This window comes from Shewanella sp. ALD9 (assembly GCF_002836315.1).
Taxonomy (GTDB): domain Bacteria; phylum Pseudomonadota; class Gammaproteobacteria; order Enterobacterales; family Shewanellaceae; genus Shewanella.
In genome coordinates this window covers 609,593-624,870 of sequence record NZ_PJCD01000003.1, presented here as the reverse complement: position 1 = coordinate 624,870, position 15,278 = coordinate 609,593, and the positions used below count along the sequence as shown (strand labels likewise).

The window sequence follows — 15,278 nt, the reverse complement described above, 5'->3', positions numbered from 1 at the left end:
TTAATGCTGATAAATGCAAGTATGCCTATGTTGAGATGTGCATTAAACACACTAACTTACATAAGAGTGTGATATAGCTCAAGTACTTAGGGATGAAGTAAAACCTCATTAACTTTGTTTCATCAATTATGATTATTGCACAATATCGTTACTGGTGACTTTATGGCTTAATAACTTCATCGACTCTACTGGGGTTAATTGATAAATGTCATCTCGGTACTGCGCAACATGCTGTTCATCGACCCAAGCGCGCCAATATACCATGTGAACAGGCAAGGTTGATGATAAGGCAAACCATTGAGTTTGAGTGTGATTAGACTGCAAATGGGCCCAAGTACGCTTATCAATAACTAAATGGTTGGCAAACCAGTCGGCTAACTGTTGTACTTTTTCAATTCGCACACAACCTGATGATACATCCCGCTCCACATGTGCAAACATTTCAGGTGTTGGCGTATCATGTAAATACACGCTCTGGTCATTGTTAAAGTGGAATTTATAACGGCCTAATGCATTACCGTTACCGGGGCGCTGAACCACTCTGTACGGGAATTTCCCTTTTGCAGCCTGTTGCCACTGTTGAGGTGTTTTATCGACACGATGACCTTCATAATCAAACACATCAAAATGTCTATCGGTAAAGTAAGCACCATTTAATCTAACTTGCGGTAAAATATCCTTACGTAAAAGTTGTCGAGGTACTGTCCAGGTGGGATTGATAACTATATTAGAAATTTGCCCCGTCATCACCGGAGTCTGTCGATATGGCTTACCCACAATCACTTTCGACGTCAACACCACTTCATTTTGATCGACTAATACCATTTGAAAAGCCGGAATATTAATCAACAGATAAGACTGAGGGAGCTGGCTTAAATAGGTCGTTTTTTCGACAAAGCTTTTTGCTAATAAAGAGGCTCGTTGTTGTGGAGTTTGATTTAACCAGAACAAGGTTTTAGGACCAATAACCGCGTCGGCCTTTAACCCATGCCGAGACTGAAAGCGTTTAACACTTTGCTCCAAAGCCGGTTGATATTTATCTTCATCCGCAAGGTATGCGTACGCATCACCTAACAACCACAAACGTTGATTAATTTGCTTAATGCTTGGGTGACTATCTCCAGGGCGCAACAGCCCTTCAAGCGTGATGGTTGGCCAATCTTGCGTTTTCGATAACCACATTAACTTACGCAGATCATTTATTACCCCAAGGTAATCATCTGCAGCAGGCTCCAGTGCAATGTTTTTATCACGTAACGAAGTGGTGTTAGCTATTGAATCAAATGGCAGGGGTACTTGTTTATTATGCCAAAAAGCGGCCACACTCTGTTGAATGTTGTCGATATATTCTAATTGTTCAGCAGCGGACCCTGTCTGTAATATCGCTAAATATTGTGCCCGCTGTGCTGTGGGCTCAGCCAAATACTGTAATTGCAGATGTTGAGTCAAATTGCCGTATTGCTCTTCAGTGTTAGCCAACACAAATGGCGACACACACAAAAGCAATATACCCATTATGCTAACGTTTACAGACAGTTTCAGTTTGCTGAACATGCTATTCCCCATTGGCCCCACACAATGATATTGTCATGTTTTTTCACGTAAGTGAAATGAATATAGCCATTATGATTAATAATAAATGTGCTTGGGTGCAAGAAACAATTAATCAACAAAAGTGAATACCAAAGCGTTACCTATTCGCTACCTAAGCCTTACCTAAGTCAGTGAAAATTAATCATCTAGATGAAAAGTAACCAGTTAACATTAATTTATGAATACACAACTAGGAAGGGCCATGCTGAATTGTTATAAGGTGAATAAGAAGTACTGAAGCAATAGAGAATCACATGAATAAAAAACAACTCACTCAAACCATGGCCAACAAAATGGACATTCCTCAAGTTCAAGCTAAGCAACAACTTGAACAAATCCTAGCGGTTATTCATCAAGGTTTAGCAGAAGGTGAAAAAATTTACATCCCCCAATTTGGTACATTTGAATTACGTTTTTACTTACCAAAACTAGGTCGTAATCCACAAACCGGTGAAACCATAGAAATTGACGGATTTAATCAACCCAGCTTTAAAGTATCACCCGCATTAAAAGCATTGATTAACGCTTAAGCCAAAGTGGTAGAAACCTTATAAGCCTAGGTACTAGAACGCTTCGCGGCTAGAGACTATAACTGCGTCACGAGAAAACGGTTTGCGGATTATTGTTGCATGCTGAGCGTAGAGTGCTCAACGTCTGGAGATTAAAAGCCTAGGTACTAGAACGCTTCGCGGCTAGAGACTATAACTGCGTCACGAGAAAACGGTTTGCGGATTATTGTTGCATGCTGAGCGTAGAGTGCTCAACGTCTGGAGATTAAAAACCTAGGTACTAGAACGCTTCGCGGCTAGAGACTATACCTGCGTCACGAGAAAACGGTTTGCGGATTATTGTTGCATGCTGAGCGTAGATGGCTCAACGTCTGGAGATTAAAAATCTAGGTGCTAGAGCGATCGTAGCTAGAGGCTATACCTGCAGTTATCCAGTTTAACTCTACCTAACTGAAACTAGCCAACGACTTTCCCAATAACCCGCTCTTATAGCCGCGTAGCGAACTAGTAGGACGAAGTCCGCCCTAGCATCTAGGCTCGTTCGCTCTTATCGCTCTCACCTTTTTTAGCGTTTGTTACCGTTCACAACCAAATTTCAGACGTAAAAAAGCCCCAACATAAGTTGAGGCTTTTTTACACCACTCTCTATTGCTAGAGATTATAATGGTACCCGAGGCCAGACTTGAACTGGCACGCTTATTCAGCGAGGGATTTTAAATCCCTTGTGTCTACCGATTCCACCACTCGGGCAAACTGAGCGTGTCTTGATAACAAACATCAAATCACTTAATTCATATTTGCATAAGATAAACAGGGTTACTTTCGCGTCCCGCTTAACTTGGTGACACTTTACTGTTTTTTTTTGGCCAAGCAACTAAAATATTCATCACATCGAACTGAACGCTTCAAAAAACGTCAATCCGATGTAAAATCCAACAAAACAAGATGCTTAGCACAAAAATGATTAATTAGCTCTAACAGGGGTTAACCCTTTACTGCGATTGGTGACAGCTTCCTCAATTTCAAAACCTGCTTCGCTCCACACTTGTGCTTCTTCAACATTAAACGATTCTTTAGCCCAAATGGTCGCAGTATCTAAATTGAAGTTGGCTTTTATCCAACCATCAGATTCTGTAGGGCCAAAACCTCTTACGCGCCAATTTTGCGCTTGGGTTGAATCAAAGCCTATTGCTTTCCATTGGCTGATCTCACGTTCAGACATTCCTTGCCAGCTAGGAGCTGACGCGCATGCTACCAATAACGATACTAACAAACCTAACAATAATTTTTTCATACAGTCCTAATAACCAATGTAAATGCTGCGGCGCATAAATCGTCGAAAAACAGCACAATAAGTCGTAAATTTTGAGAATCATATCTGAGAAAAAACTTTTGACAAGTAGGTGAGCAATAATTAATTTTCATCGAAAAAAACTAACAAAAAAGGCCGCATCCGCGACCTTCTATAAAGTAACCTAAATATCAATATTAGCTACGCTGACGAGTTGGTTTACCGTGATTACCAACCACTTTATGCTTATGAACTGCACGGCGGATTTTAGCACTTTTAACTTTAGAACGAGCAACACTGTGTTTATCCGAACCTAAAACAGATCGTGTTTCAGCTTCTAAACCAGCAAGTTGGCGTAAATAGTTAACTTGGTCCATTGGCAACTCAATCCAACCACCACGCGGTAATGTTTTTGGTAACTCAACTTTGCCATAACGTACGCGGATTAAACGGCTGACCTGCACGTCTTGTGATTCCCACAAACGACGAACTTCACGATTACGTCCTTCGCGAAGAGTGACATGCCACCACTGGTTTATGCCTTCGCCACCAGCAGCTTTAATGGTATCAAACTGTGCTGGACCATCTTCTAAAGTCACGCCGGTACGTAAACGCTGTACAGCTGCTTCTGGCACTTCACCAAATGTACGCACAGCATATTCACGCTCTACTTCATTTGAAGGATGCATTAAACGGTTAGCTAATTCACCATCACAGGTAAATAACAGCAACCCTGAAGTATTAATATCTAAACGCCCTACCGCAACCCAGCGAGCATCGCGCACTTTAGGTAAACGTTCAAACACGGTAGTACGGCCTTCAGGATCTTTGCGCGAGCAAATCTCACCTTCAGGTTTATGGTATGCCAGTACACGACAAATAATGTCGTCAGCTGATTTTAATGAAATAGCACGGCCATCAATACGTATTTTGGCGTCAACCTCTACACGATCACCTAAACCAGAAATTTCACCGTCAACACTAACTCGGCCTGCAGCAATCCATGCCTCCATCTCACGACGGGAGCCATGGCCTGCACGGGCCAAGACTTTCTGCAATTTTTCACTCATTAGCGGGGACTCTTTAAAGAAATTTTATAAAAAACAAAAGGTTAATTACTCTTGCTTTATTGTCTTTTTAGGATTGTACCCGCCAATGGCGCATACAATTAGAAAAGTGCGTAGATTATACGCTGAATGGGGCTTGTGAGCAAAAAATACCATCACTAAGCTTAACTCAGGATAACAGATGCCATAAACGCTTAGAAATCAGGCTGTTTAACCTGAACTCGATGTATGGACTCCTTTTGTTTTAGACTCCACCAATCTACGACCGTAGAGTGGTGGAGTCCATACATCGAGTTACGATTGCTTAATACTTTTATCAGCCTGCCTAACCCAAGCCAATAGATTTATTCAGCCCATAAAAAAAGCTGCTAACATTATCCGTCAGCAGCCTTAATCATTTAATAAACAATTCGATATTACGATTAAATATAAAACGTAGCGCTTAGCGAGTCACGTTAAGATTAAACACAAGACTATACATTACCGGCAACACCACTAAGGTGAGTAGAGAAGCAAAGCCCAAACCAAAAATGATGGTGATGGCCATAGAACCAAAGAAAGCATCACTAATTAATGGGATCATGCCTAACATAGTAGTAATGGCCGCCATCATCACCGGGCGAACACGGCTCACACACGAATCAACCAGTGCGAATCCAGGTTCTTTACCTTCTTCAAGTTCGAGATTGATCTGGTCCACTAATACAATGCCATTTTTAATCACCATCCCGGAGAGACTCAACAACCCAAGTAGCGCCATAAAGCTGAATGGGGCATCGAACAACAGTAATCCCGCAGAAACACCGATGACCGCTAATGGTACAGTGAACCAAATGACTAAAGGTTGCCTAACTGAATTGAACAAAAATACCGTGATTAAAAACATGGCTAAATAACCCATCGGAATCGAGCTAAAGACGGCTGTTTGAGCTTCTCCTGCTGATTCAAACTCCCCGCCCCACTCTAAGCGATAACCTGCCGGCAGCTGAATGTCCTCCACTTTACTTCTGACTTTTTTATGTACCGAGTCTGCGGTTTCATTAGATCCCAATTTGGGATCGCCCAATACTGCCAACATACGAATTCGGTCACGGCGCATCACGAGAGGGTTTTCCCATTCAGTGCTGAACTCACTAACAACTTGTGTTGCGGGTACAAATATATTGTTCTCTGTGCTCCATATTTGCATTTTCCACAAGCTATCAGCTTGAAGACGTTCGGCTGCAGGTGCACGAGCAACAATCGGTAACAGATGGCTAGTTTCACGATACAAGCCAATTTGTTTACCACTAAAATTAACCAGCAAGGCATTATCTAAATCTTGCTTACTGATGCCAGTTTCACGCGCTTGAGCATTTTGCAGTTGCGGGCGAATGAGTGGCACTTGATTGCGCCAATTATGGCGAACACCATCCATTGTCGGCTCATTTCTAAAAACAATTTCAGCTTGTGCGGCCAAATTGCGCAGCACTTGAGGATCTTCGCCATAAAAACGGGCTTCGATTTTAGCCGCTGGAGACGGACCATTTTCCATATTTTTTAAGCGATATTGTGCTTGGGGAAAATGGCTATTTAACAGCTGTTCAACTTGCGGCATATAAGCCTTAACGGCTGCTAAATCACGCATTTCGACGATAAGCTGAGCAAAAGCTGGATAACCTTTTTCAGGCTGATAAGGTAATACAAAACGCTGGGCACCCTGGCCGATGACAGATGTCAGGTGCACTAAACCTGTGTCATTAAGCTCACTTTCTTGCAGTAGCTTTTTCTCTATTTCGCCGGTAAAACGTTCAGTTGCTTTAATGTCTGTCCCTTCTGGCATCCATACATCAACAAAAAATATTGGCGTATTAGATGCGGGAAAAAATACGTTTTTAATATGACCAAAGCCTATTACTGCTGTGACTAACATCGCCAACACCACTGACAATGTAACGAGACGAAAGCGCAATACAAAGTACAAAAAACTGCGATAAGTGGTAAATAACCAACCTTTATAAGGGTCTACCTGCTCAGCTTGTGGCGAGGTCTCTTTGAATAGTAAATTACAGAAAAACGGTGTTAAGGTGATTGCCGTTATCCAACTGATAAACAGTGAAATCATCAACACTTGGAACAATGAACGACAAAATTCACCGGCAGCATTTTGTGACAAACCAATGGGTGCAAAAGCAATAATGGCAATCACAGTGGCACCTAACAATGGCCACTGCGTTTGCGATACCACTTGCTTGGCCGCTTCAAGACGGGTTTTACCGCGTTGTAAGCCAATCAAAATACCTTCGGTCACCACAATGGCGTTGTCGACCAACATGCCTAAGGCAATGATCAGCGCGCCCAGAGAAATAAGCTGTAATTCAATGTCTAATACTTTCATCACAATGAAAGTACCTAGAATAGTGAGTAGCAGAATTAGGCCCATCAATAATCCAGAACGAAGGCCCATAAACAATAATAATACCGCGATAACAATCGCAATCGACTCTAAAAGGTTAATCAAAAAACCTTTTACGGTATTATCGACAGCAGAGCTTTGGTTATAAACGGTATCAAGGCTCATCCCTAACGGTCGTTGTGATTCAAGCTCAACTAAGCGTTCACTAACACGTTGACCCACATCGACTACGTTTACGCCGCCAGAAAACGCAATACCTAACGATAACGCCGCCTCACCACTATTGTGATAAAGCACATTGGGAGTGTCGTCATAGTCTTTTTCAATGTTGGCAATATCCCCAAGATAAATAAGCTCAGTGCTGCCAGGTGAGCTCACCACTAAACGAGACAATTCCTCTACCGAACTAAACTCACCGGTAGGATGTAAACGGATACGATTATCACCAATGACAATACTGCCAGCATTAGACACCACGTTCTGATTGTTGACTAATCCATAGATGTAATTTTGATCTAAGCCTAGCGCTGACAATTTTTGTTGTGAAATCTCAATCACCACTTGCTCTGTCACATCACCCACCACAGAGACTTTTTTTACCCCGGGAACAAGCACCAGTTCGCGGCGTAAATAATCTGAATAGTTGCTCAGTTCTCGGTTACTAAAATCGTTACCTGACAAGTTAAGTAAAATACCGTATACATCACCAAAGTCATCAATCACTTGTGGCTTTGCGGTGCCGGGTGGTAAACGCCCTGTAGTGTCATTAACTTTTCGACGTACCTCGTCCCACACTTGTGGTAAGCGATGTTTGTCATAACTGTCTTTAATTTCAACCTGAATTTGTGATAGTCCAGCACTGTTAATAGAGGTGATATGTTTAATACCATCAAGCTGCTGTAATGCATCTTCAAGCGGTAATGTCACCTCTTCTTCTACTTGTTCAGGCGACGCACCAGGGTAAGCGGTGATCACCAACGCTTGCTTAATGGTAAATTCAGGAAATTCTAATTGTCCTAATCCAGTAAAAGCAACACTGCCGCCAATAAGCAGTAAAAACGCGAACATCCAGCTAATGACTTTGTGATTGATGGAATACTCAGCAACATTCATCAATTACACTCCTCGTTGCCAGCGTAAAGGTTTTACTTTCATGCCTTCAGATAATTGCGATAATCCTGCGGCAACAATAGCATCGCCTTTTTGGAGCCCAGTTAACACTTCTACGCCGTCAGTACTCACCCGCCCGAGAGTCACTTTTACCGGGCTAACATCTCCACTCTCTGGCTGATAACGCCACACGGTTACATCACCATTTTGGTCTTGTTTGTCTACGGCTGAAATAGGCACTATGGTACTAAAGCCTTTTGGGGAGTCATTTAGCGTCGCTAAAGTTAATTCGGCACTCATGCCTGGCAATAGTTGTACATTGTCAGGTTGTGGTAATGAAAACACTACTTCGTAAGCTTGTGTGCCTGGTGTCACTTGAGTTGAGTATTCTTTAAATTTTGCATCAAACACCATGTCATCTAATGCGCTAAAACGAACTTTTGCAGCTAAACCATTGGCAATATCTTGAGTTAATACTGCCGCCATTGCTTCAGGTACCTGAATGCTGACATCAAGTAACTGATTATTTTGCAGGGTCATCACACCTTGGTTTGCTTGAACAATTTGGTGGTTATCTACCAAACGTTTTGCAATGGTGCCGCTAAATGGCGCTTCTAAACGGGTATAACTGACTTGATCATTGGCAGCAGCTAACGCTGCTTTGGCCGATTTAAGTTGGGCTTTACTGCTGTCAAATAGCGCTTGCGAAATTAATTTACGTTCTAATAAGGTTTGATTACGGCTAAAGTCTGCGAGCAACAAGTCATACTCGGCCTCACGAGTCATTAAATTATTATGCGCATCGCGATCGTCTAATTGAGCCAGTAAAAAACCTTGTTTAACATGTTGCCCTTCAACAAGATCCAGTCTGACAAGTTGGCCTGAAATCCTAAATGATAATTCTGCACGGCTATTTGCTTCGACTCTTGCAGGAAACTGACGAATGGTATTGCCTGATGACTGTGTCACATCAAACAATTTTACTGGGCGCACCAGTACATCTTGTACGGCGCTTTCAACAGGCGTACAACCGACTAAAATAAGAGAAATAAGCAATGCCAACGGCAACGTTGAGTGATATTTCATCGACTATGATCCTTGAGAACTAAGCGTTAAAAAGACGTGGTGACAACAATATTCCCCTTTTCAGGGATAACAGTTAATTCACAATTGGGCCGAACAATACCCTGAATTATAGTTGCAATAAATGGGTTTATTTGGGAACATCAATCCCATTATTTGAGTTTGACTTATTTGCCATAATCAGAGCAATCCACATGAAAACCGAAGACATTGCATTATTTCACCGGATTGTCGAAACCGGCAGCATACTTGAAGCCGCTAATTTGTTGAATTTACCTAAATCGACGGTCAGCAGACGCTTACAATCGTTAGAAGAGTCATTAAATTTAAAGTTGTTTCATCGCCAAAGTCGCGCAATAACACTGACCTCTGCAGGCAGTCATTTCTACGAAAAAACCTTGGTAATGTTAGCTGACTTAGATCGAACTCTTGCAGATATTACCGACAACAAAGCAGAGTTGACTGGCCACTTACGGATTTTGATATTTCCTATCCCGCAGATAATGGATATCGTGAGTAAAATATTTGCCTTTATGGATGAAAATCCTAAGTTTTCGCTTGAGATCATTACCAGTACCGAGCCCTTAGACATGGTGCGTAACAATATTGATATCGCATTTATGGTGAATGAAACGTTTAGTGAGCTCGACATGGTGGCCAAACCGGTTATCAGTGAAGATATGTGTTTCTTTGCCAGCCCAGAATACTTAGCCAAAGCTGGCATGCCTGTCACCTTGAGTGATATTGAACAACACAACTCAATTTTATTTCGCTTCCCAAATGGTAAAACCTTCAGTGAAGTGCCACTCGCCAATGACGCTATGCAGGCCGTAAAAGGCAATTTATGCACCAATAGCATTCAACTGGCTTATGAAGCTACAAAATTAGGCCGAGGGATTGGTTATTTACCCAAAAAATTATGTCAGGATGACGTAGAGCAAGGGGCGTTAGTGCGCTTATTTAATGATTTAGCGCCTTATACTGGCGTGGTATTTCTAGTGTATCCGTCAAGACGATTTTTAAGCCTAACGGGTCAGCGCTTACTCGATTACATGCTCGCCCAGCTCCCTGTTCAAACTAGCGACAAAGGGGCGGCAAACAATACTAAAGTGTGGATTTAATGGGTTAGATTTTGGCTGTTTTTAACAACATCATCGGCTTCGTCGTCTACATCATCAAGTTCATTTGTGGTTGTATCACTGCTGTTTTCGCTATCGTTTTGCTCGTCATTAACTTGTTGACCATCGTCTTGGTGATCATCACTACTGGCATCATCTGTAGGCTCATCGAGAGCAACTTGCACTTTATCAAATAACCCTTGCAGTGATGCTGCATCGGTTAATGCAGGTAAATCGGCAAGTTTTGTTAAATTAAAATAATCCAGAAATGCAGGGGTGGTCGCATACAATGCTGGTTTACCAGGTACTTCCTTATGGCCAACCACTTTAATCCACTGCCGATCCGCTAAGCTTTTTATGATATTACTGCTAATCGCAACGCCTCTAATATATTCAATATCACCACGCGTTACTGGTTGCCGATATGCAATCACCGCCAACGTTTCAAGCGTTGCACGAGAATACTTAGGGGATTTGTCTTGCCACAGAGGTTGTAAATAAGGGCTGAGTATTTCTTGAGTTTGAAAACGATAACCACTAGCGACTTTAACTAGCTGTACGCCCCGCTCTTGATAATCTTGCTGTAATTCATCAAGCGTTTCCTGAATGCGCGTGCGCGATACACTAAAGTCAGCTAACACCGTTTCTTTAATGGCTTTTACCGACAACGGCTTAGCTAAGACAAACAAACTGGCTTCAATAAGCTGTTTTAACTGAATAGGATTAATGGGCTTCATGGATCTCTTCGAATATCGTTAATTAATACGCTTTTACATAGATGGGTGAAAACGGTTCATTTTGCACTAACTCAACGAGTAACTCTTTAACCAGCTCCATGAGTGCCAAAAAACTCACCACTACACCGGCTCGACCTTCACTGACATCAAACAAACACTCAAAACCAATGTATTCTGTACTGGATAATTTAGCTAAAATTTGGCTCATGCGTTCACGGGTAGATAAATGTTCACGCTTTACATGATGATCTTCGTTGGCATCAATGCGTTTTAGCACTTCGCCAAACGCACGAGCTATATCCACCAGCGAAACATCTGGTGGTACCGTCACCGGTTTAATGTCTGGGGCTGCGCTAACAGATGCTGGAAACACATCTCGTTCAATCCGCGGTAACGTATCAATATCCACAGCAGCTTGTTTGATCACTTCATAGGCTTTTAATTGCCGTATAAGCACCACGCGAGGATCTTCTTCCTCATCATCTTCACTGGCCATTTTAGGTAACAATAATCGGGATTTAATCTCCGCTAATGTTGCCGCCATCACAAGGTAGTCGGCAGCCAGTTCAATGCGCGCTTCAGTGAGAATTTCAATATAGAGTAAATATTGTTGGGTGATTTGTTGAATAGGCAAATCAACCACATCTAATTTTTGTTTGCGGATTAAATATAATAATAAATCTAATGGGCCTTCAAAGGTTTCAAGAAACACTTCTAAGGCCTCAGGCGGAATAAACAAGTCTAGGGGCATGCTATTAAGCGCTTGGCCACGAACCATTGCTAATGGCAGGCTTTGCTGACTGCCTGGCATGTTTATCTTAGATGATTCGTCTGCGGGTATCACGTTGGTTTATTCAAATGCACTGGTATCGCCAGCACCATGACGTAATATCACCATCTCATCTTCAGACATATCAATCACTGTCGTTTGATTTTCAGGTAAATAACCACCGTGAATAATACCGTCTACCAAGTTATCGAGTATATCGCGAATATGTTCAGGGTCAGATTCAGCAAATTGCTCATTTGGCATCACTAAACTGGTGGTCATCATTGGTTCACCCAATGCTTCAAGTAACGCGAGCGCAATGACATTATTAGGCACGCGAATACCAATAGTGCGCTTTTTGTCACACTGTAAACGACGTGGCACTTCTTTAGTGGCTTTGAAAATAAACGTATATGGACCAGGCATACAGCTTTTTAATAAACGATATGCTTGGTTATCAACGCGGGCAAAATTGGCCAGCTCAGAGAGATCACGACACATTAATGAAAAATTAGTGTCATTTTCAATCTGGCGAATGCGCGCCATACGCGTCATGGCATTTTTTTCGCCAATCATACAACCCAATGCATAACCTGAGTCAGTGGGATAAACAATGACTCCACCTTGTTTAAGAATCGCCACAGCTTGGTTAATTAATCGTGCCTGTGGGTTCTCATCATGAATATACCAAAATTGACTCATGCTCTTTTCGTCCAATGTTGTGATTGCCAAACCCATTCCACACCTTGTGGTTGGAATAAGTTTTTACCTAACTCGATCCAATTACTCGGGAAGTGGAAATCGCTCCCCACAGAAGCAAGTAGGTTATTTTGCTTACTTAATGCGATAAGGTTATTACGGTCGTCTAATGTTTGCTGGCCTAAAATAACTTCCATCGCATCGCCACCGGCCTCTGCAAATTCACGCACTAAGCGCTTAAGCCATTTGGCCGATAATTTATAACCGCTAGGGTGAGCTAATACTGCAACACCACCGGCTTGATGAATATGCGCTATCGCATTGGCCATATCGCCCCAATTATTGGGTACATAACCTGTTTTTCCACGAGCTAAAAAGCGTTTAAACACACTAGGCATATCTGTCGCATGACCATTATCGGCTAACCATCTAGCATAATGGCCACGACTCAGCGCTGCATCGCCGGCAATAGCTTTAGCACCGTCATAGGCACCCTCTATCCCCGCTTTAGCTAAACGTTCACCAATTTCTTGGGCTCGGACTTCACGTAACTCACGTTGATGAGTTAAAAAATCCAATAATCCCGTATGAGCGATATCCAAGTTTAATCCGACGATATGAATATCAAAACTGTTCCAACGAGTCGAAATCTCACAACCATTAATTAATACTAATGGCGTGGCATGGTTTTGATTAGCAAGATGCGCTTCCGCTAACCCTCCGACAGTGTCATGGTCAGTAATAGCAAACATCTCAACGCCTTTTTCAATAGCGCGAGTTAATAATTCTGTTGGTGTTAATTGACCGTCTGATGCGGTCGTGTGGCTGTGAAGATCGGCCAAGAGAGTCTCTGTAATCATGTGGTTATTGTACTAGAGTGGCGATTAAAATACTGCTTGGATTTATGAATAAATGATGGCAATTGATGAATTATTTATGCATAAGTTAGTTAGAGGGCTCAATAAGTAGACTAGATTTGTCCATATTGCCATTTTTTGTTAGCTTTTGAGAAATATTCAATTGACATTAATCTCCAGCTGGGTTTTCCTATAGGCATTAAACACAGACACAACATAGCGATTAACAATGACACACTCTTTAGCTTCATTACACATTACTTGGTGGTGGCACTTCCCAAATTAACGGGTGGTGTGAAGCGTTGTGCTCATTTTTAAGAGACAAGATTTTACCAAAAAGCCCGCAGAGATGTGGGCTTTCTTGTTATTTGGCCCACTCACTTTAGTCACTCGGGTTACATAATATTAAAGGCCAACAGATGATAAACAAACAGGATACAAGGAGCGGCGACATAGTGATGACAACAGTGACCACACCAAACCAACTCGCTCAGGTTAGCACGCAAAAGCAGGCATTAACCTACCATACTGATCCATTAAAACTGTATCAGCAAGTGACTAATAATGCGCCTCATACCATGCTGTTAGAATCAGCAGAGGTCGAAAGTAAAGACCATTTAAAAAGCATCGTACTCACTCATGCGGCAATGATGATACGTTGCGACGGTTATCAGCTCAGCTTCAGCGCATTAACTCAAAATGGTGCAGCGTTATTAACGCCAATAGCCAACTTCTTCAGCGATGCACAGCAACAACGAGATAATAATACTCTCATCGTGACGCTGCAAAAGGCCACCGAGTTACAAGATGAAGATGCACGTTTAAAGTCAACATCTCCTCTTGATGGTTTAAGAATGTTTATTAAACACATTCAAACCAATAATCCGCTTAAATTTGAAGATTTATTTTTAGGTGGTGTATTAGCCTATGACTTAATTGATACTGTCGAGCCACTCCCTGCAGCGCCCAACGCTCACAATGATTGCCCAGATTATTTATTCTATCTTGCTGAAACACTTATTTTAATTGACCATCAAACTCAGCAAGCCGAGATTGTTAGCCACCAATTCGGTCAAGATGAAATGATTGCACAACAATTAGTTCAGCAACTGCAACACGTTATCGAACAATGTGCCGATCTAGGTGATATAGCTCAATTAACACCAGTGACAACCGACGAAGAAGTTAACATCACCGACGAGCAATTTAAGCAAACCGTGATTGATTTAAAAGAACACATTGTCGCCGGCGATATTTTCCAAGTAGTGCCATCTCGTTGTTTCAGCTTACCTTGCCCAAATACACTCGGGGCTTATCGGGCTTTGCGTTTAACTAATCCAAGTCCGTATATGTTCTATTTTAGAGGTCCTGATTTCACCTTATTTGGTGCGTCGCCAGAAAGTGCCCTGAAATACGATGCGGCCAGTAACCAAGTTGAAGTGTATCCCATTGCTGGCACGCGTAAGCGCGGTAAAAATGCTCAAGGTGAGATTGATTTTGACCTAGACAGCCGTATAGAGCTCGAGCTGCGTTTAGATAAGAAAGAATTATCAGAACATTTAATGCTGGTCGATTTAGCCCGTAACGACATTGCTCGCATCAGCCAAAGCGGTAGTCGTAAAGTGGCCGAACTGCTAAAAGTTGATCGTTACTCGCACGTGATGCATTTAGTCAGTCGCGTCACTGGTCAATTACGTTTAGATTTAGATGCCCTGCACGCTTATCAAGCTTGCATGAACATGGGAACCTTAGTGGGTGCGCCAAAAGTGCGTGCATCGCAATTAGTTCGCCAAGCGGAGCAAGCTCGTCGAGGCAGTTATGGTGGCGCAGTGGGTTACCTCAATGGTCTCGGCGACATGGATACCTGCATTGTTATCCGTTCAGCGTTTGTTAAAAATGATGTTGCTCATATACAAGCAGGTGCTGGAGTGGTGTTTGACTCAGATCCACAAGCCGAAGCAGATGAAACACGTCAAAAAGCCCAAGCGGTCATTTCTGCGATAAAAATGGGAGGTGGGCTATGAGCACCGCAACCACACAAAACGATCAA

General features: G+C 42.3%; 11 protein-coding genes, 1 tRNA gene and 1 pseudogene. 3 read left to right on the top strand and 10 right to left on the bottom strand.

Annotated features, from left to right (window positions below; translation table 11 throughout):
* Nucleotides 1-132: 132 nt before the first annotated feature.
* The gene (locus CXF88_RS10330; protein ID WP_101086765.1) at nucleotides 133-1,554 is read right to left on the bottom strand and encodes a L,D-transpeptidase family protein; all 1,422 of its coding nucleotides are present in this window, start codon (nucleotides 1,552-1,554) and stop codon (nucleotides 133-135) included.
* Between the two features lie 293 nt (nucleotides 1,555-1,847).
* On the opposite strand from CXF88_RS10330, the gene CXF88_RS10325 reads away from it, so the two are divergent.
* On the top strand, nucleotides 1,848-2,123 hold the full coding sequence (locus CXF88_RS10325; protein ID WP_101086764.1) for an HU family DNA-binding protein: 276 nt from the start codon (nucleotides 1,848-1,850) through the stop codon (nucleotides 2,121-2,123).
* A gap of 643 nt (nucleotides 2,124-2,766) precedes the next feature.
* Here CXF88_RS10325 and CXF88_RS10320 read toward each other — a convergent pair.
* The 5 genes from CXF88_RS10320 to CXF88_RS10300 form a co-directional block, all read right to left on the bottom strand.
* A tRNA-Leu gene (locus CXF88_RS10320) sits at nucleotides 2,767-2,852 on the bottom strand.
* A 214-nt stretch (nucleotides 2,853-3,066) separates the two neighbouring features.
* Nucleotides 3,067-3,396: a hypothetical protein gene (locus tag CXF88_RS10315; protein WP_101086763.1), complete on the bottom strand. Its 330-nt coding sequence runs from the start codon at nucleotides 3,394-3,396 to the stop codon at nucleotides 3,067-3,069.
* Between the two features lie 194 nt (nucleotides 3,397-3,590).
* Nucleotides 3,591-4,463: a 23S rRNA pseudouridine(2605) synthase RluB gene (rluB, locus tag CXF88_RS10310; protein WP_101086762.1), complete on the bottom strand. Its 873-nt coding sequence runs from the start codon at nucleotides 4,461-4,463 to the stop codon at nucleotides 3,591-3,593.
* A 439-nt stretch (nucleotides 4,464-4,902) separates the two neighbouring features.
* Entirely contained in the window at nucleotides 4,903-7,968 is a 3,066-nt protein-coding gene (locus CXF88_RS10305; protein ID WP_101086761.1) for an efflux RND transporter permease subunit, read from the bottom strand.
* Nucleotides 7,969-7,971: 3 nt separating this feature from the next.
* The gene (locus CXF88_RS10300) at nucleotides 7,972-9,051 is read right to left on the bottom strand and encodes an efflux RND transporter periplasmic adaptor subunit (RefSeq protein WP_101086760.1); all 1,080 of its coding nucleotides are present in this window, start codon (nucleotides 9,049-9,051) and stop codon (nucleotides 7,972-7,974) included.
* Nucleotides 9,052-9,242: 191 nt separating this feature from the next.
* On the opposite strand from CXF88_RS10300, the gene CXF88_RS10295 reads away from it, so the two are divergent.
* Nucleotides 9,243-10,169, top strand: coding sequence for a LysR family transcriptional regulator (locus CXF88_RS10295; protein WP_242445132.1), 927 nt, complete (start codon nucleotides 9,243-9,245; stop codon nucleotides 10,167-10,169).
* A 137-nt stretch (nucleotides 10,170-10,306) separates the two neighbouring features.
* Here the strand turns inward: CXF88_RS10295 and scpB are convergent.
* From scpB to CXF88_RS10275, 4 genes and pseudogenes are all read right to left on the bottom strand, one after another.
* Nucleotides 10,307-10,903, bottom strand: a pseudogene (gene scpB, locus CXF88_RS10290) (SMC-Scp complex subunit ScpB); the annotation flags it as partial.
* A 22-nt stretch (nucleotides 10,904-10,925) separates the two neighbouring features.
* The gene (locus tag CXF88_RS10285) at nucleotides 10,926-11,714 is read right to left on the bottom strand and encodes a ScpA family protein (RefSeq protein WP_101086757.1); all 789 of its coding nucleotides are present in this window, start codon (nucleotides 11,712-11,714) and stop codon (nucleotides 10,926-10,928) included.
* A 39-nt stretch (nucleotides 11,715-11,753) separates the two neighbouring features.
* Nucleotides 11,754-12,374: an L-threonylcarbamoyladenylate synthase gene (locus CXF88_RS10280; protein ID WP_101086756.1), complete on the bottom strand. Its 621-nt coding sequence runs from the start codon at nucleotides 12,372-12,374 to the stop codon at nucleotides 11,754-11,756.
* Complete coding sequence (locus CXF88_RS10275) at nucleotides 12,371-13,231, bottom strand: PHP domain-containing protein (protein WP_101086755.1); 861 nt, start codon at nucleotides 13,229-13,231, stop codon at nucleotides 12,371-12,373. The genes CXF88_RS10280 and CXF88_RS10275 overlap by 4 nt, the downstream gene beginning before the upstream one ends.
* A gap of 455 nt (nucleotides 13,232-13,686) precedes the next feature.
* Here CXF88_RS10275 and CXF88_RS10270 point away from each other — a divergent pair, with 455 nt between their 5' ends.
* Nucleotides 13,687-15,252 carry an anthranilate synthase component 1 gene (locus CXF88_RS10270; protein ID WP_101086754.1) on the top strand — a complete coding sequence of 522 codons (1,566 nt, stop codon included), beginning with the start codon at nucleotides 13,687-13,689 and terminating at the stop codon, nucleotides 15,250-15,252.
* Nucleotides 15,253-15,278 lie beyond the last annotated feature (26 nt).

Coding starts and splice junctions, on each gene's coding strand:
- CXF88_RS10305 (WP_101086761.1), bottom strand. CDS start 7,968: ATGAATGTTGCTGAGTATTCCATCAATCACAAAGTCATTAGCTGGATG.
- CXF88_RS10295 (WP_242445132.1), top strand. CDS start 9,243: ATGAAAACCGAAGACATTGCATTATTTCACCGGATTGTCGAAACCGGC.
- CXF88_RS10275 (WP_101086755.1), bottom strand. CDS start 13,231: ATGATTACAGAGACTCTCTTGGCCGATCTTCACAGCCACACGACCGCA.
- CXF88_RS10315 (WP_101086763.1), bottom strand. CDS start 3,396: ATGAAAAAATTATTGTTAGGTTTGTTAGTATCGTTATTGGTAGCATGC.
- rluB (WP_101086762.1), bottom strand. CDS start 4,463: ATGAGTGAAAAATTGCAGAAAGTCTTGGCCCGTGCAGGCCATGGCTCC.
- CXF88_RS10300 (WP_101086760.1), bottom strand. CDS start 9,051: ATGAAATATCACTCAACGTTGCCGTTGGCATTGCTTATTTCTCTTATT.
- CXF88_RS10330 (WP_101086765.1), bottom strand. CDS start 1,554: ATGTTCAGCAAACTGAAACTGTCTGTAAACGTTAGCATAATGGGTATA.
- CXF88_RS10285 (WP_101086757.1), bottom strand. CDS start 11,714: ATGCCAGGCAGTCAGCAAAGCCTGCCATTAGCAATGGTTCGTGGCCAA.
- CXF88_RS10325 (WP_101086764.1), top strand. CDS start 1,848: ATGAATAAAAAACAACTCACTCAAACCATGGCCAACAAAATGGACATT.
- CXF88_RS10280 (WP_101086756.1), bottom strand. CDS start 12,374: ATGAGTCAATTTTGGTATATTCATGATGAGAACCCACAGGCACGATTA.
- CXF88_RS10270 (WP_101086754.1), top strand. CDS start 13,687: ATGACAACAGTGACCACACCAAACCAACTCGCTCAGGTTAGCACGCAA.